Source organism: Thalassobacter sp., from assembly GCF_982993085.1.
In genome coordinates this window covers 1-19182 of record NZ_CEZFMW010000006.1, presented here as the reverse complement: position 1 = coordinate 19182, position 19182 = coordinate 1, and the positions used below count along the sequence as shown (strand labels likewise).

Here is a 19182-nt window from a genome sequence, read left to right as displayed (position 1 = left end):
GCCGAAAAATCTTGGAAGATTTTTTCGAGGTCACACGATGAGGTGGAGGGGGTCGCGTGTGCAGATAATGATGAACTGTCCGCCTGCTTCGATGAGATGGAACCCGCGCCTGCGGACTTCCAGTTCAAAGGTCTTTCGCCCCACTTTTCGCTCTACGTCTGCCACTTTGCGGCGCACAACTCCTCCATTTTGTGCAGATTTTGCCAGAAAAATCTGGTGCATCCACTGGTCATCTTGGGTCATGAGGGGCAAATCAGGCATACACCCAGTTTGCCGCCTCAGGGTTAACAGTCGCTTAAGAGCGGCGGCGGCGCCCGCCACCGGCCCGGCCAGCACGACCGCCTTGTAGTGCGGCGTCTGGGTCTTTGTTGAAATTGATCCAAGCAGCGCCGGATGGATCTTTGTCACTCAGGAAATTGGCGGCGCGAATAGCTTCCATTTCCTTGCCAGCGCGGGGTTTGGTTGACCCCATGCCGAACAGTTTCACAAAGGTCTCATCGTCCATGCCTTCGGGCAAAATAATCCCGGCGGCCTCAATCAGCGCCTTGCGCTCGGCGATCTTTTTGGGGCCGACGGGCAGGGCTACGGGGTTCATGATGGCAGAGGTCATCCCCGCCTGCATCGCCATTGGCAGGAACGCGTTGTTGATCCCGTGACGGTTTGGCAGGCCAAAGCTGATGTTGGATGCACCACACGTCGTGTTCACGCCCAACTCATCGCGCAAACGACGTACAAGGGTGAACACTTGCAGGCCGGCGGTGCCCATGGCGCCTACTGGCATCACAAGCGGGTCCACCACGATATCGTGTGCGGGGATGCCGAAATCAGCGGCGCGTTCTACGATCTTTTTGGCGACCGCAAACCGGACCTCAGGGTCTTCGGAGATACCGGTATCGTCGTTTGAGATCGCGACAACAGGCACATTGTATTTTTTGACCAGCGGCAGGACCAATTCCAAACGCTCTTCTTCTCCGGTCACGGAGTTGAGGAGGGGGCGTCCTTCGGCAGCGGCCAGACCGTTTTCCAGCGCGCCAGGAACCGAGCTGTCGATGCACAGGGGCACATCTACGACGGCCTGCACCCGCTCAACCAATTCCTTCATCAACGTGGGCTCAACAAAGTTGTTGTCCGCGTAGCGGGGGTCTTCGGCCATTTTGTTCGAGAACACCGCGCCGGAGTTCACATCCAGCACCCCTGCGCCCGCCGCAACCTGCGCAATGGCGTCGGCCTCCACACGGCTGAAATCGCCGCGCTCGAGTTCCTCGTTGAGGATCTTGCGGCCCGTTGGGTTAATCCGCTCACCGATCACGCAGAACGGCTCGTCAAAGCCCATGACGACTGTTTTTGTTTTTGATTCCAGAACCGTACGGGTCATTACTTATCCTATGCTTGCAGCAGGAACGCCCGAGGCGCCGCCGTTTTCTTTGGCCCAATTTGCATTCGTCTTTATCCCGCCAAGCGGGAAGAAATGCACGTTGGTGATGTTGAAGTCGGGGTTGGCAGCTTTGTGCTCAGCCAAATCCGACAGGAATTCTGTGGGCTCGTATGGCAGCAGCAGCTTGGTGACGTCTATCGCCCGCTTTTGCAGAACCTTGAGGGACGCGCCGACGCCACATGCGATCGAAAACTTGATCAGCGTTTGCAGCTTGGCGGGGCCCGCGACACCAATGTGGATCGGCAGGTCCATGCCCGCAGCCTTGAGATCGTCGGCCCATTTGATCACGGGGCCAGCCTCAAAGCAGAACTGCGTTGCGATCGCCATTTCGGCATCGGTGCGTTCACGTGCAAAGTCGGCTTTCCACATAATCGCCTCGTTTACGGCTTTCATGCTGCCATCGGGGTCGATGTCTTTGTTGCCTTCGGGGTGTCCGGCGACATGCAGACGCTTAAACCCTGCTTTGTCGAACAGGCCAGTTTCCAGAAGTTGCATGGAACTGTCGAAGGCGCCGTGGGGCGTGGTCACACCACCGGCCAACAGCAGCGCCTGATCTACGCCCGCCTCGCCCTGATAGCGAGCGATCCAGTCTGCCAATGTATCGGCGTCCTTGATGATGCGTGCGGGAAAGTGCGGCATCACCGGGTAGCCAGCCTCGGACAGGCGCCGCGCGGTGGCGACCATGTCGTCGATGGGCGTGCCCTCGATGTGGGCGATGTACACGCGCGTGCCTTTGGGCAGCAGCGCGGTGAAATCCTCAATCTTTTCGGCGGTGCGTGGCATCACCTCGATGGAGTAGTCCGCCAAGATAGCCTCAAGGTCGGCACCTTGAGTTGCATCAGACTTGCGTTTGAAATTCAGCAGGGCCATCAGGCTCTCCCTCCAGGTCATTGCCGGCGCTCAGGCTCGGCCATCATTGGCGATCAGCGTTTTGATCCGCTCTTGATCATATTCGGCGTCCAACCGTGCGGCCTCTTGGGTCGCGATATCGGCGGGGTCGCCCTCGACAGGGTAGGGCGCAGCTTTGCGCCATTCGGCCAAGTAGTCATCTGTCTCGGCTGCGCCTGATTTCATCGCCGCGCGGTCAATCGCTTGCTCGAACCGCTCGGGAAGTTGCGCTTTGGCGCCCCGACGGCCTTTGCCCACAATCACCTGTGCGGGGATATCGCGCCAAAATACTACTGTTACGTCTGGCATGGATGAATCCTCCCTTGCCCCCTGATAGGGCCTAGCGCACCGCGCGCTGTGCTTGATTTCGACACGTCCTGTCGCACCTGCGACAACAATGCGTCGCACATCGGTTTTAGGCGTTTTTTCGATGAGGTGCGAGGGCCGGGCGGTCCCGTAATTCTCATCATGTTCATGAGGCGCTGTGGATAGGTGACCAAACATTAACGGATGTTTAAGCGCAGTGCCGGAATATCGGGGGCAATCCAGACAATGACGCAAGGCGATACAACCCAGACGTATACCTTGTGCGCGCCCGTTCGCGGGCGTAAGTATTGGGTAACCAGTTATGAAAGGCGCGTTTCATGTCGCCGAAACACCCCCGGCCGGGCACGGGGCACTTAAACCCCGGTGCGCAGGGCCCAAAGGGGCCTCGTCGGCGGCCCGCTGCCGTCCCGCGCAAAGACAAACCCGATCCCGCGGACCTGTATGCCGCGCTGGATCTTGGCACCAACTCGTGCCGGATGCTCGTGGCGCAGCCCAAGGGCAACCAGTTACATGTGGTTGATAGCTTTTCAAAGTCGGTTCAGCTGGGAAATGGGCTCGAAAGTTCGGGGCGGCTGAGCCGGGCGTCGATGGCGCGCACGGTTGGCGCGCTTAAAATTTGCAAGCGCAAGCTGCAAAAACATGACGTGCGCCAGATGCGCCTCGTCGCGACCGAGGCGTGCCGTCGCGCGACCAACGCGGCTGACTTTATCAACGTGGTTGAGCGCGAAACCGGCCTGCGGCTTGAGATCATCAAGCCGGAGGAGGAGGCACGTCTTGCCGTTGTCTCTTGTGCGCCTCTGGTTTCAACCAAGACTGAGCAGCTTCTGGTCGTGGATATTGGGGGTGGCTCAACCGAGCTGGTTTGGATTGACCTAAGCGGTGTGCCGCGGATTGAACGCCCTCGGGCGATTATGCGGCTTCACGCGGGGTTCCTTCCTGCCAATGATTTGTTCCCTGCCGCAAAAGTGGTGGATTGGATTTCGATCCCCTTGGGGGTTGCGACGCTCAAGGATCAGTTCAACGACGTCAGTGACGATGCCGCGCGCTTTGCTCTGATGTCGTGGTTTTTTGAGGAAAAACTGGCTGAATTCTCTCCCTATGAAGACGCGGCTGATCAAGCCCGTGAGGGATTTCAGATTATCGGCACCTCAGGCACGGTCACGACTGTGGCGGCCACACACCTTGGGCTGAAACGTTACGACCGGAACAAAGTTGATGGGTTGCGTATGACCTCGGATCAAATAGATCGGGTCATTCAGGAATACTTAGCGATGGGGCCAACAGGCCGGCGGAATGATCCGCGCATCGGGCGGGATCGACAGGCGCTGATCATGTCAGGGGCGGCGATCTTGCAAGCACTTTTGCGGGCTTGGCCCACAGATCGGCTCAGCGTGGCGGACCGTGGTCTGCGCGAGGGGCTTCTATATGCACAAATGTCGGCAGACGGCGTTTTGGAGGACGGCCCTTTCTAGGGGCTGCACGGAATTATGGTAAAAAAGACAAGCGGTGCTGGCGGCAGCGGTAGCGGCAGTGGCAAAAACAACAGCGGACGTGGGCAGCGTGATCTGCGCGTGCGGGTCAAGACGGCGCGGGGGCGCAAGCTGTCCTCAACACTTTGGCTGGAGCGTCAGCTGAACGACCCCTATGTGCAACGCGCCAAGGCCGAAGGGTACCGGGGGCGCGCAGCGTTCAAGATATCAGAGATTGACGACAAATTCCGCTTTCTGGTGCCGGGGGCGCGGGTTGTGGACCTGGGCTGTGCGCCGGGGGGCTGGTGTCAGATCGCGGCGCGTCGAGTGAACGCGCTGGGCGAAAAACAAGGCAAAAAGGTTGGCTCTATTCTGGGCGTGGACCTGCAAGAGATTGAGCCGATTGCCGGGTGTGAGCTGCACGTTCTCGATTTTCTAGAGGATGACGCGGATCAAAAGGTGAAGGAATGGCTCGGCGGACAGGCCGACGTCGTGATGTCTGATATGGCGGCCTCTGCTTCGGGGCACAAACAGACCGATCACATTCGCATCATGGCCCTGTGCGAGGCTGCGGCCTATTTTGCATTTGACGTGCTATCGCCGGGCGGCACCTTTGTGGCCAAGGTGCTTGCGGGTGGGGCTGAGGCTGACTTGCAAAAGGTGCTCAAGCAGAACTTCACCAAGGTGCAGCACTTTAAGCCGGGCGCGAGCCGCGCGGACAGCTCTGAGAAGTTTGTCGTCGCAACGGGCTTTCGCGGGCTTGAGGCTGAATAAGGAAACCTTAATGCCGCGAGCCAAGTGTTAATACGAGCAGGGGCGAGGTCTCTGCTCGTGCTATGACGCGTCTTTTGCATTTCAAAGGTCGTGTCCTTGCACAATAGCGGCGCAAACACCGCAGATTGTGCCTTTCCCTTCTCGATCTTCCGTGAAATAGGGAGTTGCCAACCGATGGTCCTTCCAAGGAGACTGGAATGAAGATTCGTGAGGCTCTCACCTTTGATGATGTACTGCTTGTTCCAGGTGCGTCTAGCGTCCTGCCGAGCACCGCTGACACGCGTACGCGGGTCACGCAATCCATTAGCCTGAACATCCCGCTGCTTAGCTCCGCGATGGACACCGTAACCGAGGCGCGTATGGCGATTGCGATGGCTCAGTCGGGCGGTATGGGCGTTGTGCACCGTAATTTTGACGTCGATGGTCAGGCGCGCGAAGTCCGCCGGGTGAAGCGCTTTGTCTCTGGCATCGTCTATAAGCCGCATACGCTGACGCCTAACCAAACGCTCGCGGACGCTAAGGCGTTGCAAGAACGTTACCGCGTCACCGGTTTCCCCGTTGTAGGTGAGGGCGGCCAATTGTTGGGCATCGTGACGAACCGCGACATGCGCTTTGCTCATGATGATGCGACACCCGTCTCTGCGATGATGACATCCGATGATCTGGCGGTTCTGCGTGAGCCGGTTGATCTGGGCGAGGCACGGTCCTTGATGCACGCGCGCCGGTTGGAGAAACTGCTAATCGTGAATGAGGAGGGTCACTTGACCGGGCTTCTTACGATTAAGGATATTGAACAGGCCGTTCTCAACCCGGACGCCTGCAAAGACGACTTGGGCCGTTTGCGCGTCGCTGCTGCGACGACTGTGGGGGACGCGGGCTTTGAACGCTCTGAGGCGTTGATTGACGCTGGCTGTGACCTGATTGTGGTTGATACAGCCCATGGTCACTCCGAAGGTGTGGGCATCGCTGTAAATCGTATCAAGAAGTTGTCGAGCAAAGTTCAAGTTGTTGCGGGCAATGTTGCGACGGCCGAAGCTACGCGTGCGCTGATCGGTGCAGGCGCGGATGCGATCAAGGTCGGGATCGGCCCGGGCTCTATTTGCACAACGCGGATTGTGGCGGGTGTTGGTGTGCCTCAGCTGACCGCAATCATGGATTGCGCGGCGGCGGCGGGCGACACCCCAGTTATCGCGGATGGCGGCATCAAATTCTCGGGTGACTTTGCAAAGGCAATCGCGGCAGGCGCGTCCTGTGCCATGGTCGGCTCGATGATTGCTGGCACGGACGAAAGCCCCGGCGAGGTTATTTTGTACCAAGGTCGTAGCTTCAAGTCCTACAGGGGCATGGGCTCGCTTGGGGCAATGGCGCGTGGCTCTGCGGACCGGTATTTCCAAAAGGATGCGGCCAGCGACAAACTGGTTCCAGAAGGCATCGAAGGGCAGGTTCCTTACAAGGGGTCTGCGGGCGCAGTGGTGCACCAATTGGTCGGCGGTTTGCGTGCGGCGATGGGCTACACCGGATGCGCGACAGTCGATGAAATGCGTGAAAACTGCGGGTTTGTACGGATCACAGGCTCCGGCCTCAAGGAAAGCCATGTTCATGATGTCCAAATCACGCGCGAGTCGCCCAATTATCGCAGCGGCGGGTAACCGATGACCCCCGCCGCGCGCTACGGGGCCGCGATTGAAATCCTCGATGCTATCAACACCGGCACACCGGCTGAGCAACAGCTGACGCGCTGGGCGCGCGGCGCGCGGTATGCGGGGTCCAAGGACCGTGCGGCAGTGCGTGATATCGTGTTTGATGTGCTGCGTCGGCGGGCCTCTAGCGCGTGGCTGGGCGGTGGTGACACGGGCCGTGCGCTGGTGCTGGGCTTGCTGCGCGGGCAGGGGGCTGACCTAGATGCAGTGTTTACTGGACAGGGCCATGCGCCCAGTCCGTTGGAGCCATCTGAGCATGTTACATCTGTCTTGTCGGACGCTCCGCGTGACCAGCAGTTGGACCTGCCTGAGTGGGCTCTGAACGCGCTGGATGCTGACCACAAAGACAATGCGACAGGCATCGCGCAGGCCCTGCGGGACCGCGCCCCGGTCGGGCTGCGCGCCAGTCTGCGCCACGGGACCCGCGATGGGTTGGTCGCGACTCTTAATGCGCTTGGGCATGATGCCGTCCCACACGATGCGGCCTCGGGCGCGCTGGTTTTGCCCAGTGGTACCAGAGGGTTGCATCTGACAGAGGCTTATTTGTCTGGCCTGTTTGAGTTGCAAGATCCGGGATCTCAGGGGCTTGTCGCGCGCTGCCCTGCGCAGCCGAACACGCGAATTTTGGACTATTGCGCGGGCGGTGGTGGCAAGGCGCTTGCGCTCGCGGATGCCTATGATCTGGACATCACGGCCCATGACGTGGACCCCAAACGTATGAAGGACCTGCCCGAGCGCGCGCGCCGCGCCGGTGTCTCGATCCAGATCGCAGAAAATGTGGCGCCTGACGCCCAGTTCGATGGCATCATTTGCGATGTGCCCTGTAGCGGTTCAGGTGCGTGGCGTCGTGCGCCGGAGGCGCGCTGGCGATCCACACCGGAGCAGGTGCAGCAGCTTTGCGCGACGCAATCTCAGATCATTGATGACTGTGTTCCAATGCTCGCTCCCGCTGGGTGGTTGGCGTATATGACCTGTTCGCTTTTTGCTGCTGAAAACGCGGATCAAGCCGCCGCAATCCTTGCGCGCCATCCTCATCTGAGCACTGAGGCAACGTGGTCCACGACGCCCTTGGACGGCACCGATGGCTTCTATCTCCATGTGTTTCGCGCAGCATCCTAAAAATTGTGATATAAAGTTAAATGGATGTGTCGCGCCTTAAGGCGTCGTTAACCATTTCGATGGCCTAATGAGACGTGCGAACTGAAATTGGAGAAACGCGTGAGCGTTGGTATTGAAAGCACGGCACGCAGGCAAGCGTTGGACCGGGTTAACAATTATGTTTGGGTGCTGGGCTTGGCGGCGATTGGCGCGCTTGCGCTGGCGTTTTGGGCGTCTTCTGCGTTGGAGCAGTCCGCGCTTTTGGCTGTGGCGGCCGCGCTTGGGCTCCAAATCATACTGGTGCGTGGCATGGTCATGTGGCGCAACGCGTCCTCTCGGCGCGATATGCGTGCCGTTATGCGGTTTCTTGAACATGACGTGGCCCCCAGCTTTTTAACAAACGCCCATGGCGAAATTCTGTTCCAAAATAAGGCTTCAATTGACCGTTTTGGCGGGTGCCGCAGCAAAACGGTCAGTCGCTCTGTGGCGTCGTTGTTTGCGAACCCGGATGCGGTGGTACTGCGGCTGCGTTCTGTCGCCGCAGAGGTTGGTGCCGCGCGCGAAGATATCGTCACGTGGCGTGGTCACATTCGTCTGACGGTACAACATGTGCATCCCGGATTTTTGTGGCGGCTAGAGGACATCGCAGAGCGGCCAGATCGTGCGGGTGATGGCATTGCCATCCCGATGATGACGGTCAGTCGATCAGGTGCAATCTTGCATATGAATGAACCCCTGCGCCTTGCGCTCGGGCGTCGGGTAAAGCGACTTCAAGATATTTTTGAGGAACTTCCCCTGCGCGATGGGTTTGTCCACAATCTGGTTCTGGACGGCAAAACCCTACCGATGCGAGTATTCCAGGCGGAGGGCAACGTTGGTCGGTCCGAGGTGTACTTGTTCCCGTCAGAGGCCCCGAGCACGGATGATGTTTCTGGCTTTCTGCCTGTGCTGGATGACCTGCCGGTCCCGTTGCTACACCTAAACTCTGATGGTTCGATCATCGGCGCGAACCGTTTGGCTCACAACCTATTGCCGCAACTGTCCGAAGGTACCGCAACGGTGCAATCGCTGGTCGAAGGGCTTGGCCGCTCTGTGGGCGAGTGGATTGGTGATGCTGCACGAGGGCGCGGGCTGAGCCGCTCAGAAGTTGTGCGTGTGGCCCGTTCGGTGCCAGAACGGTTTTTGCAGATCGCGCTTGGCCGCGTTCAGATTGATGGGCACGGGTCTTTGGTCGCGGTTTTGACGGATGCGACTGAGTTAAAAACGCTAGAGGCGCAGTTTGTTCAAAGCCAAAAAATGCAAGCTATCGGGCAGCTTGCGGGTGGCGTGGCGCATGACTTCAATAACCTGCTAACAGCGATTTCGGGCCATTGCGACTTGTTGCTTTTGCACCATGACAAGGGCGATGCGGATTACGCGGACCTCGTGCAGATCAGTCAAAATGCCAACCGGGCTGCGGCGTTGGTTGGGCAGCTTTTGGCGTTTTCGCGCAAACAAACCCTTCAGCTGGAGCGTCTGGATCTGCGTGACACGCTTGGTGATTTGACCCATCTTTTGAACCGCTTGGTGGGGGAGCGCGTGCAGTTGACGCTGTCGCACGATCCTGGGTTGATCCCCGTGCGCGCGGATCGACGGCAGATGGAGCAGGTCATGATGAACCTCGTCGTGAATGCGCGCGATGCGATGGCAGATGGGGGTGAAATCAGGATTGAGACGCGTTGCGAGTACCTCGAAGAAGATTTTTCACGCGATCGGGTCACCGTGCCCGAGGGGCAATATGTGGTGGTCAGCGTGTCGGACGTTGGCAAGGGCATTCCCAAGGACCAATTGAACCGTATTTTTGAACCGTTTTTTACGACGAAACGTACCGGTGAGGGCACGGGGCTCGGCCTTTCGATGGTCTACGGGATTGTGAAGCAAACGGGCGGGTTTATCTTTGCTGACAGCATCGTGGGGGAAGGCGCGACATTCTCACTGTATTTCCCTGCGGATGATGGAGACGATGATGATGATGAGGCGTCGGCCACGGCGCTTCCACCACGGTCGTCGAATACGTCGCAGGTGGCTGCTGATCCTCGCATGCTGATACCGCTTTCGGCAAAATCAGCAGAAGGGATCACGCAGGAAGAGCACGCGCCAATGAAAGCGGAAAAACTTTCCAGTGTGCCCCGACATCAAGAGCAAGTTGTGCTGTTGGTTGAGGATGAAGCCCCGGTTCGGGCATTTGCTTCGCGTGCTTTGCGTTTGCGCGGCTACACCGTCCTAGAAGCCGCCAGCGCAGAGGATGCACTTGAGCAGCTATCGGACAAAGATTTGAACGTCGATTTGTTCGTTACCGATGTGATGATGCCGGGAATGGATGGCCCATCGTGGGTCAAACTGGCGCTTAAGGACCGGCCTGCGGTCAAGACGGTCTTTGTGTCGGGCTACGCGCAGGAAACGTTTGATGATGACCGCGCGGGCGTTCCAAATTCGGTATTTTTGCCAAAACCGTTCTCGCTCGCGGAGCTGACGCAAACGGTTCAAAAACAACTGCACTGAGGCGCGTTTTGATTGTTCCCTAAGGGATTAGAACCCGGATATCCGCGCAATTAATAAACCTTAACAGCAGTTTGTGCGTTATTTGCGGTATTTTTTCGTGATGCGCATCGACAGTAACCATTCATTAACCGTGCATACGCAAAAGTGAATAATACAGATTTATCTTGAATTGTTCTTGTTTTGATCTCATGTATTGAACAATACCGGAACAAATGCTTCATTGCTGGCCGCATGGGGCTATGGAATAAGGGGCTAACTCATGGCAACAGGCAACCTTCTCGACATGGCAGATAAACGTTCAGGCGATAAACAAAAGGCGCTCGACAGCGCATTGGCTCAGATTGAGCGGCAATTCGGCAAGGGCTCAATTATGAAGCTCGGGGCCGAAGGCGCTATCCAAGAGATTGAGGCGACATCAACAGGCTCCCTGGGTCTTGATATCGCGCTTGGCATTGGTGGCATCCCCAAAGGCCGGATTGTTGAAATTTACGGTCCAGAAAGCTCGGGTAAAACGACCCTCACGCTGCATTGCATCGCGGAAGAGCAGAAAAAGGGTGGCGTCTGCGCCTTTGTGGATGCTGAGCACGCTCTTGATCCGCAATACGCCAAACGTCTTGGCGTGGACTTGGATGAGTTGCTGATTTCCCAGCCTGACACCGGTGAACAGGCCCTCGAAATCGTTGATACGCTGGTGCGTTCCGGCGCGGTCAGCATGGTTGTTGTCGATTCGGTTGCGGCTTTGACACCCAAATCGGAACTCGAAGGCGACATGGGCGACAGCTCGGTCGGCGTGCACGCCCGCCTGATGAGCCAAGCGATGCGCAAGCTGACCGGTTCTATTAACCGCTCTGGTTGCACGGTGATCTTCATTAACCAAATCCGGATGAAGATTGGCGTTATGTTTGGCTCGCCCGAAACCACCACTGGTGGTAACGCACTCAAGTTTTACTCGTCTGTCCGGCTTGATATTCGCCGCATCGGTGCCCTTAAGGATCGCGATGAAATCGTGGGCAACGCGACCCGTGTGAAGGTCGTGAAAAACAAAGTTGCACCACCCTTCAAGCAGGTGGAATTTGACATCATGTACGGAGAAGGCATCTCCAAAATGGGTGAGTTGCTTGATCTGGGCGTCAAAGCAGGTGTGGTCGACAAGTCTGGCGCGTGGTTCAGCTACGGTGATGAGCGGATCGGCCAAGGCCGTGAGAACGCCAAGAACTTCCTTAAGGAAAACAGCCATATCTCAATCGACATCGAGGATAAAATCCGCGCGGCACACGGGTTGGATTTCCAGATGGATGACAAAGACAAGGATGAGATCCTCGACGAGTGATCTGATCGACGAAATCCACAGCATTTAGGGCGCCTTATGGCGCCCTTTTTCGTAGCGCTAAGCCTTCGCCTTATGGACAGCCCCGCGTCGCGCAGCTACATCTGCGTGACGCTAGACACCCGTAGGATCCATCATGGCCAGCCTGAACGATATTCGCTCCACTTTTCTTAACTATTTCGAAAGAAATGGGCACCAAGTGGTGGACAGCTCCCCCCTTGTGCCACGCAATGACCCGACCCTTATGTTTACCAACTCGGGCATGGTGCAGTTCAAGAACGTGTTCACGGGGCTGGAGCATCGCGATTACAAGCGCGCGACGACATCGCAAAAATGCGTGCGCGCCGGGGGCAAGCACAACGACCTCGACAACGTGGGCTACACTGCGCGTCACCACACGTTTTTCGAGATGCTGGGCAACTTTAGCTTTGGCGACTACTTCAAAGAAGACGCCATTCGTTTCGCGTGGGAGCTGATCACCAAAGACTTTGGGATCGACAAAAACCGTCTCTATACGACTGTTTACCATACCGACGATGAGGCTTTTGAAATCTGGAAAAAGGTCGGGGTTCCCGAAGAGCGGATCATTCGGATCGCGACGTCTGATAATTTTTGGCAAATGGGGCCCACAGGTCCCTGTGGCCCATGCACTGAAATTTTCTACGACCACGGTGAACATATTTGGGGTGGCCCTCCCGGTTCTGCGGACGAAGACGGCGATCGCTTCATTGAGATCTGGAACATCGTTTTCATGCAGAACGAACAGTTCGCTGACGGGTCCATGACGCCACTGGAAATGCAATCCATCGATACGGGCATGGGGCTGGAACGGATTGGCGCGTTGCTTCAGGGCAAGCACGACAACTACGAAACCGACCTGATGCGGGACCTGATTGAGGCCTCGGCAAACGCCACGAGCGTTGATCCCGATGGGCCGAAAAACGTGCACCACCGCGTGATTGCGGATCACCTTCGTTCCACATCATTTTTGATTGCCGATGGCGTGATGCCTTCGAACGAAGGGCGCGGGTACGTGCTGCGTCGGATCATGCGCCGTGCCATGCGTCACGCGCATCTTTTGGGCGCGCAGGACCCGTTGATGCACCGTTTGGTTCCCGCGTTGGTACGCCAGATGGGGCAGGCATTTCCTGAGTTGGTGCAAGCCCAGTCCATGATTTCCGAAACGTTGTTGCTTGAGGAAGAACGCTTCCGCACGACGCTGGATCGTGGCCTAAAACTGTTGGACGACGAGCTGGCAGGTCTGGGCGCGGATGACGCGTTGCCCGGCGCCTCAGCTTTCAAGCTGTATGACACATACGGCTTCCCTCTTGATTTGACCCAAGATGCTCTGCGCGAAAAGGGCCGCTCGGTCGATACCGAAGGGTTTGATGCCGCGATGGAAGCCCAGAAGGCCAAGGCCCGTGCGGCGTGGTCTGGCACTGGCGAAACTGCGGATGCAGCCGTTTGGTTTGAAATTGCTGACGCCCATGGCGCGACCGAATTCCTTGGCTACGATACCGAAAAGGCCGAAGGTCAGCTGCTAAGCATCGTTAAAGATGGTGTAGAAATCGCTAATGCCACGGCAGGCGACAGCGTGGCATTCGTGCTGAACCAGACGCCGTTCTACGCTGAAAGCGGCGGGCAGGTCGGGGATACAGGTACCCTCAAAACCGACACGGGTGTTGCGCGCATCACGGATACGCGCAAGGCGCATGGCGTTTTCATGCACATCGCAGAGGTGACCGAAGGCACGATTTCGACCAGCCAAGCGGCTGAGTTGGAAGTAGATCATTCGCGCCGGACCGCGATCCGCGCCAATCACTCCGCCACGCACCTTCTGCACGAAGCGCTGCGCGAAGCTTTGGGTGATCATGTCGCGCAGCGTGGCTCGCTCAATGCCGAAGACCGTCTGCGGTTTGATTTCAGCCACGGTAAAGCCCTGACCGCAGAACAGCTTAAGACTGTTGAGCAAGAGGTTAATGCCTATATCCGCCAGAACACCGCCGTTGAGACACGTGTGATGGCGCCGGACGATGCGCGCGCGCTTGGGGCGCAGGCCCTGTTCGGGGAGAAATACGGCGACGAGGTGCGCGTCGTGTCGATGGGCACGCAGGCGGGCTCGGGCAAAGGGACCTCAGGCGCGAGCTATTCGCTTGAACTGTGCGGCGGGACCCATGTGCGCCAAACCGGTGATATTGGCCTGTTCGTCACGCTGGGCGACAGCGCCTCTAGCGCGGGGGTGCGCCGGATCGAGGCCCTGACAGGGGCTGCCGCATTTGAATACCTCGTGGCGCAAGATCAGCGTCTTGCTGATGCCGCACTGGCGATGAAAGCGCCCGCCGCCGAAGTGCCAGAGCGGGTGAAAGCCCTGATGGAAGAGCGTAAGGCCCTGCAAAACGAAGTGGCGACGCTGCGCCGTGAGCTGGCTATGTCTGGTGGTGCTGGTGCGCCCAAGGCCGAGGCGCGGGATGTTGCGGGGATGCCCTTCATGGCACAGGTTTTGTCCGGCGTATCGGGCAAGGATTTGCCAAGTCTCGTTGATGGTTACAAGGAACAACTGGGGTCCGGTATTGTCCTCTTGATCGCGGATGCAGACGGCAAAGCCGCCGTGGCCGCTGGCGTTACCAAAGATCTGACGGGGAATGTGTCTGCCGTTGATTTGGTCCGGGCCGCCGTTGCGGAATTGGGCGGAAAGGGCGGCGGCGGTCGCCCCGATATGGCCCAGGGCGGTGGCAAGGATGCCGCGAATGCCGAGGCCGCTATCAAGGCTGCCGAAGCGGTTTTAACGACTTAACAGTCTCATGGAAAAGCGCCCCGTCTGGACCAGACGGGGCGCTTTTTATTTAAATCCTCAGAGCGCGGCTTGCAGGTTTTCGTCGATCTTTTCCAGAAAGCCCATCGTTGTCAGCCATCCTTGATCGGGCCCCACCAAAAGCGCCAGATCCTTGGTCATGAAGCCGCTTTCTACGGTATCGACAATGACCTTTTCGAGCGTTTCGGCAAAGCGCATCAGCTCTTGGTTGTCGTCCAGCTTGGCACGGTGTTTCAGGCCCCCGGTCCAAGCGTAGATCGATGCGATGGAGTTAGTTGATGTTTGTTCCCCGGCTTGGTGCTGGCGGTAGTGGCGGGTGACGGTGCCGTGTGCGGCCTCGGCCTCTACGATTGCGCCATCTGGGGTCATGAGTTGTGATGCCATCATCCCAAGGCTGCCGAAACCCTGTGCGACGGTGTCGGATTGCACGTCACCATCATAATTCTTGGTGGCCCAAACGAACCCGCCGTTCCATTTCATCGCGCAGGCGACCATGTCATCGATCAACCGGTGCTCATACCAGATGCTGGCCTCTTTGAACTGGTCGGCGAATTCAGCGTCGAATACTTCCTGAAAAAGTTCAAGAAAACGGCCATCATATTGTTTTAGAATGGTGTTTTTCGTGGATAGATAAACGGGCCAGCCGATATTGAGCCCGTAGTTGAACGAGGCGCGTGCAAAGTCACGGATGCTATCGTCAAGGTTATACATCCCCATGAACACTCCGGCAGAGGGGGCGTTGAACACCTCACGCTCATCCACGGTGCCGTCTTCGCCGACGAATTTCATCGTCAGTTTGCCCGGCCCGGGGAACTTCATATCCGTGGCTTTGTACTGGTCGCCAAAAGCGTGGCGCCCGATCACGATCGGCTTGGTCCAGCCGGGCACAAGCCGCGGCACATTGCGGCAAATGATCGGCTGACGGAATACAACGCCCCCCAAAATGTTGCGGATCGTCCCATTTGGGGATCGCCACATTTGCTTGAGCCCAAATTCTTCAACGCGTGCCTCATCCGGGGTGATGGTTGCACATTTGACGGCCACGCCGACTTCTTTGGTTTTTTCGGCGGCATCGATGGTGATTTGATCGCTTGTCGCGTCGCGGCTTTCGATCCCAAGATCGTAATACAGCAGGTCAATATCGAGATAGGGTAGGATCAGCTTGGTCTTGATGAAATCCCACATGATACGGGTCATTTCATCGCCGTCCATTTCAACGATGGGGTTGTCTACCTTGATTTTGGTCATGCGAAACGCCTTTGGGTTCTGCACGCCTATGCTGGCGCGCATCGGAGCAAGTGATGCGCGCATCAGTATGTATACTATAGTATACAGTCAAGCTTTTTGAGATAAAGCAGTGTTAGTCCCGCAAAACACCCAGATACGCGACCCGAGATGGGGTGGCTTCGGCAGGTGGCATCAGGGCAGCGCCACCATGCATCGCGGCCAAAAGGCCCAAGAATTCATCATCCGTCAGCTCTGCAGGGGCCCGATCAAACATCAGTTCCGAAGCCTTGAAAAAACCGGTGATCCAAGTCCCGTCTGGTGCATGGCCCATTTCAACACGATCAAGAAACAGCGCAAGCTGCGCCGTTTTTGGCAGCCGTTCATCAAGGGCGAGGGTGTAAGTGAGGCGGCTGACTTTGCCAACGCCGGGCACCATGCTGGCAATTGCCACGGGGCGGGCGAGTGTTTGTGTCACGGTGCCGTCTGTTGCGGGGCCGCGCGTTTTGAGGTCGACACCATTGTGGTGAAAGAAATTTGGGTCTTGCGCGGCCAGCACCTGATCGACCCGACCTGGGCCTAGATCGTGCGCACCACGCCCCTGAGCGATCAAAGAAGCTGCCTCAACGATGAGGTCTGGCGCATCTGTACGGGCCTGATGCCAGCCGGTGTAGGCCTTCGCCACGACCACAATAGCCAACACACTTAGACAGCCGGTGAACCAACGACCCATGTACAACTCCTCCTATGCGGTGCCAGTTTCGGCTCTCACACTGTATGCGGTAGTATACGGGTTTACGTTGAAAATCAAGAATTCGATGCGACATTTTGGCATGCGCATATCTGCCATGTGGGACAAACATGGCGCATCACGCCATGTTTTCAAATGTTTGCGCTAAAGGGAGGGGCTAGATGCCCGCCACCCCGCCGCTATTCTGCGGCGGGTTCGTCTTCGCTTTGTTCGGCAATCCACGCAACAGAGACGACTTCTTCATCCTTGCTGGTGTTAAAGACCTTCACGCCACCGGCGCTGCGCGACCGGAACGAAATGCCCTCAACGGGACAGCGAATGGACTGGCCCTTGGATGTCGCGAGCATGATCTGATCTTCGATCTCAACCGGGAAGGAGGCGACAACTGCCCCGCCACGCATTCCTTTGTCGATGGCTTGCACGCCCATGCCGCCACGTCCACGGATAGGATAATCGTGTGACGACGACAGTTTGCCCGTGCCCTGCGCCGTAATCGTCAGGATCAAATCCTCGGCGGCGGACATCTGAGCGTAGCGTTCAGGGTCGATTGTGGCATTGGCGCTGACGTCTTCGTCGTCGGTGCCGACCTCAGCGTCGTCCGCAAGGCCCGCAACCGCACGGCGCATCTTGAGGTAGGCAGAGCGTTCGTCGGGCGTTGCCTCGAAGTGGCGGATTACGGCCATAGACACAACGGTGTCATCGCCCGTCAGGCGGACACCGCGCACACCGGTCGATTTACGCGATTGGAAAACCCGCACGTCCGTTGACCGGAACCTGATTGCACGACCCGAAGAGGTCATCAGCATGACATCGTCATCCTCGGTACAGATGCGCGCGTTCACCATGGTGACGCCTTCGGGCAGTTCCATGGCGATCTTGCCGTTACGCATGACCTTGGCGAAATCGGACAGGCTGTTGCGGCGGACATCGCCGGCCGAGGTCGCGAAGACGATCTGAAGGTCCGACCAGTCTTCTTCGGCCCGGTCCACGGGCATCACTGCGGCGATTGAAACGCCTGCACCAATCGGCAGGATGTTGACCAGCGCCTTGCCTTTGGACGTCCGACCGCCCTGCGGCAGCAGCCACGTTTTCAGCTTATAGACCATGCCGTCCGTTGTGAAAAACAGAAGCGGCGTGTGCGTGTTGGCGACGAACAACGTGGTGACCACGTCTTCTTCTTTGGTTGCCATGCCAGCCGTGCCCTTACCGCCGCGCTTTTGCGCGCGGAAATCGGCAAGCGGTGTGCGTTTGATGTAGCCAGCCGAGGTGATGGTCACGACCATATCCTCACGCTCAATCAGGTCCTCGTCGTCCATATCGCCGGACCAATCAACGATCTCGGTGCGACGGTCGACGGCAAAGGCCTCACGCACTTCGCGCAATTCGTCCGAGATGATCGACAGGATCCGGGTGCGGGAGCTAAGGATATCGAGGTAATCCTTGATCGCCGCCGCGAGGCTTTCTAGCTCATCCGTGACTTCCTTAACGCCAATCTGTGTCAGGCGTTGCAGGCGCAACTCAAGGATCGCGCGGGCTTGCGTTTCGGACAGGTTGTAGGTGCCGTCCTCATTCATCTTGTGGGTCGGATCGTCGATCAGCGTGATGTAGGCGGCGATATCGCCTGCGGGCCAGCGACGTTCCATCAGGGCGGCGCGCGCCTCTGCGGCATCGGCTGAGCGGCGGATCGTGGCGACCACTTCGTCGACGTTCGATACGGCCACGGCGAGGCCGCACAAAATGTGGGACCGTTCGCGTGCTTTGCGCAGATCATACGCCGTGCGGCGCGCGACCACGTCTTCGCGGAAATCGATGAAGGATGTCAGGAACCGGCGCAGGGTCAACTGCTCGGGGCGGCCGCCGTTCAGGGCCAACATGTTACAACCAAACGATGTTTGCATGGGCGTAAAGCGGAACAACTGGTTCAGAACGACTTCGGCGGTGGCATCACGCTTCAATTCAACCACAACGCGTACACCGATCCGGTCGCTTTCGTCCTGCACGTGGGCGATGCCCTCAATGCGCTTTTCCTTGGCCATTTCGGCGATCTTTTCGATCATCGTGGCCTTGTTCACCTGATAGGGAATTTCATCGATGATAATCGCGTAGCGGTCCTTGCGGATCTCTTCGACCCGCGTCTTGGATCGGATCACAACCGACCCGCGCCCCTCAAGGTAGGCTTTGCGTGCGCCGGACCGACCCAGCATAATGCCGCCCGTTGGGAAGTCGGGGCCGGGGATGTATTCCATCAATTCCATGGAATCGAGGTCGGGCTTTTCGATCAGCGCGAGGGTGGCATCGATCACTTCGCCCAAATTGTGCGGCGGGATGTTCGTAGCCATACCAACCGCAATACCGCCCGCACCATTGACGAGCATGTTGGGAAAGCGCGCAGGCAATACCGTAGGTTCACGGTCTTTGCCGTCGTAGTTGTCTTGAAAATCGACCGTATCCTTGTCGATGTCTGCCAGCAGCGAGGCGGCGGGTTTGTCCATCCGCACTTCGGTGTAACGCATGGCGGCCGGGTTATCGCCGTCCATCGAGCCAAAGTTACCCTGACCGTCGAGCAAGGGCAGCGACATGGAAAAATCCTGCGCCATCCGCACCAGTGCGTCATAAATCGCGCTGTCGCCGTGGGGGTGGTATTTACCCATCACGTCGCCAACGGGGCGGGCCGATTTACGGTAGGATTTTTCGTGCGTATTGTTGGTTTCGTGCATCGCGTACAAAATACGGCGGTGCACCGGCTTGAGGCCGTCGCGCAGGTCCGGAATGGCCCGCGAAATGATCACCGACATGGCATACTCGATGAACGAGTTCTTCATTTCATCGGTGATAT

At 57.9% G+C, this 19182-nt stretch carries 14 protein-coding genes; 7 read left to right on the top strand and 7 right to left on the bottom strand.

What is annotated here, in order from left to right; translation table 11 throughout:
* Positions 1-30 precede the first annotated feature (30 nt).
* The 4 genes from AC4GMC_RS02005 to AC4GMC_RS01990 are packed head-to-tail and all read right to left on the bottom strand — an operon-like array spanning position 31 to position 2632.
* Complete coding sequence (locus AC4GMC_RS02005) at positions 31-261, bottom strand: N-(5'-phosphoribosyl)anthranilate isomerase (RefSeq protein ID WP_488052023.1); 231 nt, start codon at positions 259-261, stop codon at positions 31-33.
* Between the two features lie 34 nt (positions 262-295).
* Positions 296-1375, bottom strand: a complete 1080-nt coding sequence (locus tag AC4GMC_RS02000; protein WP_487877148.1) for a methyltetrahydrofolate cobalamin methyltransferase — start codon at positions 1373-1375, stop codon at positions 296-298.
* 3 nt (positions 1376-1378) lie between these two features.
* Positions 1379-2305: a methylenetetrahydrofolate reductase gene (locus AC4GMC_RS01995; protein WP_487877147.1), complete on the bottom strand. Its 927-nt coding sequence runs from the start codon at positions 2303-2305 to the stop codon at positions 1379-1381.
* Between the two features lie 30 nt (positions 2306-2335).
* Positions 2336-2632 carry a virulence factor gene (locus AC4GMC_RS01990; RefSeq protein ID WP_038006575.1) on the bottom strand — a complete coding sequence of 99 codons (297 nt, stop codon included), beginning with the start codon at positions 2630-2632 and terminating at the stop codon, positions 2336-2338.
* A gap of 335 nt (positions 2633-2967) precedes the next feature.
* Between AC4GMC_RS01990 and AC4GMC_RS01985 the strand changes: the two genes are divergently transcribed.
* The 7 genes from AC4GMC_RS01985 to alaS all read left to right on the top strand — a co-directional run bounded on the left by AC4GMC_RS01985 (position 2968) and on the right by alaS (position 14353).
* The gene (locus AC4GMC_RS01985) at positions 2968-4122 is read left to right on the top strand and encodes a Ppx/GppA phosphatase family protein (protein WP_487877146.1); all 1155 of its coding nucleotides are present in this window, start codon (positions 2968-2970) and stop codon (positions 4120-4122) included.
* Between the two features lie 15 nt (positions 4123-4137).
* Positions 4138-4893, top strand: coding sequence for an RlmE family RNA methyltransferase (locus AC4GMC_RS01980; protein ID WP_487877145.1), 756 nt, complete (start codon positions 4138-4140; stop codon positions 4891-4893).
* Positions 4894-5090: 197 nt separating this feature from the next.
* Entirely contained in the window at positions 5091-6542 is a 1452-nt protein-coding gene (gene guaB, locus AC4GMC_RS01975) for an IMP dehydrogenase (protein WP_487877144.1), read from the top strand.
* 3 nt (positions 6543-6545) lie between these two features.
* The gene (locus tag AC4GMC_RS01970; protein WP_487877143.1) at positions 6546-7712 is read left to right on the top strand and encodes an RsmB/NOP family class I SAM-dependent RNA methyltransferase; all 1167 of its coding nucleotides are present in this window, start codon (positions 6546-6548) and stop codon (positions 7710-7712) included.
* A 99-nt stretch (positions 7713-7811) separates the two neighbouring features.
* Positions 7812-10232 (top strand): ATP-binding protein, encoded by a 2421-nt coding sequence (locus tag AC4GMC_RS01965; RefSeq protein WP_487877142.1) that lies wholly within the window; start codon positions 7812-7814, stop codon positions 10230-10232.
* Positions 10233-10491: 259 nt separating this feature from the next.
* A complete protein-coding gene (recA, locus tag AC4GMC_RS01960) occupies positions 10492-11562 on the top strand; it encodes a recombinase RecA (RefSeq protein ID WP_487877141.1) in 1071 nt (356 codons plus the stop codon).
* 133 nt (positions 11563-11695) lie between these two features.
* Entirely contained in the window at positions 11696-14353 is a 2658-nt protein-coding gene (gene alaS / locus AC4GMC_RS01955) for an alanine--tRNA ligase (RefSeq protein ID WP_487877692.1), read from the top strand.
* A gap of 57 nt (positions 14354-14410) precedes the next feature.
* Here the strand turns inward: alaS and AC4GMC_RS01950 are convergent, their stop codons facing one another.
* The 3 genes from AC4GMC_RS01950 to gyrA all read right to left on the bottom strand — a co-directional run bounded on the left by AC4GMC_RS01950 (position 14411) and on the right by gyrA (position 19180).
* On the bottom strand, positions 14411-15619 hold the full coding sequence (locus tag AC4GMC_RS01950; RefSeq protein ID WP_487877693.1) for an NADP-dependent isocitrate dehydrogenase: 1209 nt from the start codon (positions 15617-15619) through the stop codon (positions 14411-14413).
* Between the two features lie 112 nt (positions 15620-15731).
* Positions 15732-16328 carry a transglycosylase domain-containing protein gene (locus AC4GMC_RS01945; protein ID WP_487877694.1) on the bottom strand — a complete coding sequence of 199 codons (597 nt, stop codon included), beginning with the start codon at positions 16326-16328 and terminating at the stop codon, positions 15732-15734.
* Positions 16329-16525: 197 nt separating this feature from the next.
* Positions 16526-19180 carry a DNA gyrase subunit A gene (gene gyrA / locus AC4GMC_RS01940; RefSeq protein ID WP_487880383.1) on the bottom strand — a complete coding sequence of 885 codons (2655 nt, stop codon included), beginning with the start codon at positions 19178-19180 and terminating at the stop codon, positions 16526-16528.
* Positions 19181-19182: the final 2 nt, after the last annotated feature.

Coding starts and splice junctions, on each gene's coding strand:
- AC4GMC_RS02005 (WP_488052023.1), bottom strand. CDS start 261: ATGCCTGATTTGCCCCTCATGACCCAAGATGACCAGTGGATGCACCAG.
- AC4GMC_RS02000 (WP_487877148.1), bottom strand. CDS start 1,375: ATGACCCGTACGGTTCTGGAATCAAAAACAAAAACAGTCGTCATGGGC.
- AC4GMC_RS01995 (WP_487877147.1), bottom strand. CDS start 2,305: ATGGCCCTGCTGAATTTCAAACGCAAGTCTGATGCAACTCAAGGTGCC.
- AC4GMC_RS01990 (WP_038006575.1), bottom strand. CDS start 2,632: ATGCCAGACGTAACAGTAGTATTTTGGCGCGATATCCCCGCACAGGTG.
- AC4GMC_RS01985 (WP_487877146.1), top strand. CDS start 2,968: ATGTCGCCGAAACACCCCCGGCCGGGCACGGGGCACTTAAACCCCGGT.
- AC4GMC_RS01980 (WP_487877145.1), top strand. CDS start 4,138: ATGGTAAAAAAGACAAGCGGTGCTGGCGGCAGCGGTAGCGGCAGTGGC.
- guaB (WP_487877144.1), top strand. CDS start 5,091: ATGAAGATTCGTGAGGCTCTCACCTTTGATGATGTACTGCTTGTTCCA.
- AC4GMC_RS01970 (WP_487877143.1), top strand. CDS start 6,546: ATGACCCCCGCCGCGCGCTACGGGGCCGCGATTGAAATCCTCGATGCT.
- recA (WP_487877141.1), top strand. CDS start 10,492: ATGGCAACAGGCAACCTTCTCGACATGGCAGATAAACGTTCAGGCGAT.
- alaS (WP_487877692.1), top strand. CDS start 11,696: ATGGCCAGCCTGAACGATATTCGCTCCACTTTTCTTAACTATTTCGAA.
- AC4GMC_RS01950 (WP_487877693.1), bottom strand. CDS start 15,619: ATGACCAAAATCAAGGTAGACAACCCCATCGTTGAAATGGACGGCGAT.
- AC4GMC_RS01945 (WP_487877694.1), bottom strand. CDS start 16,328: ATGGGTCGTTGGTTCACCGGCTGTCTAAGTGTGTTGGCTATTGTGGTC.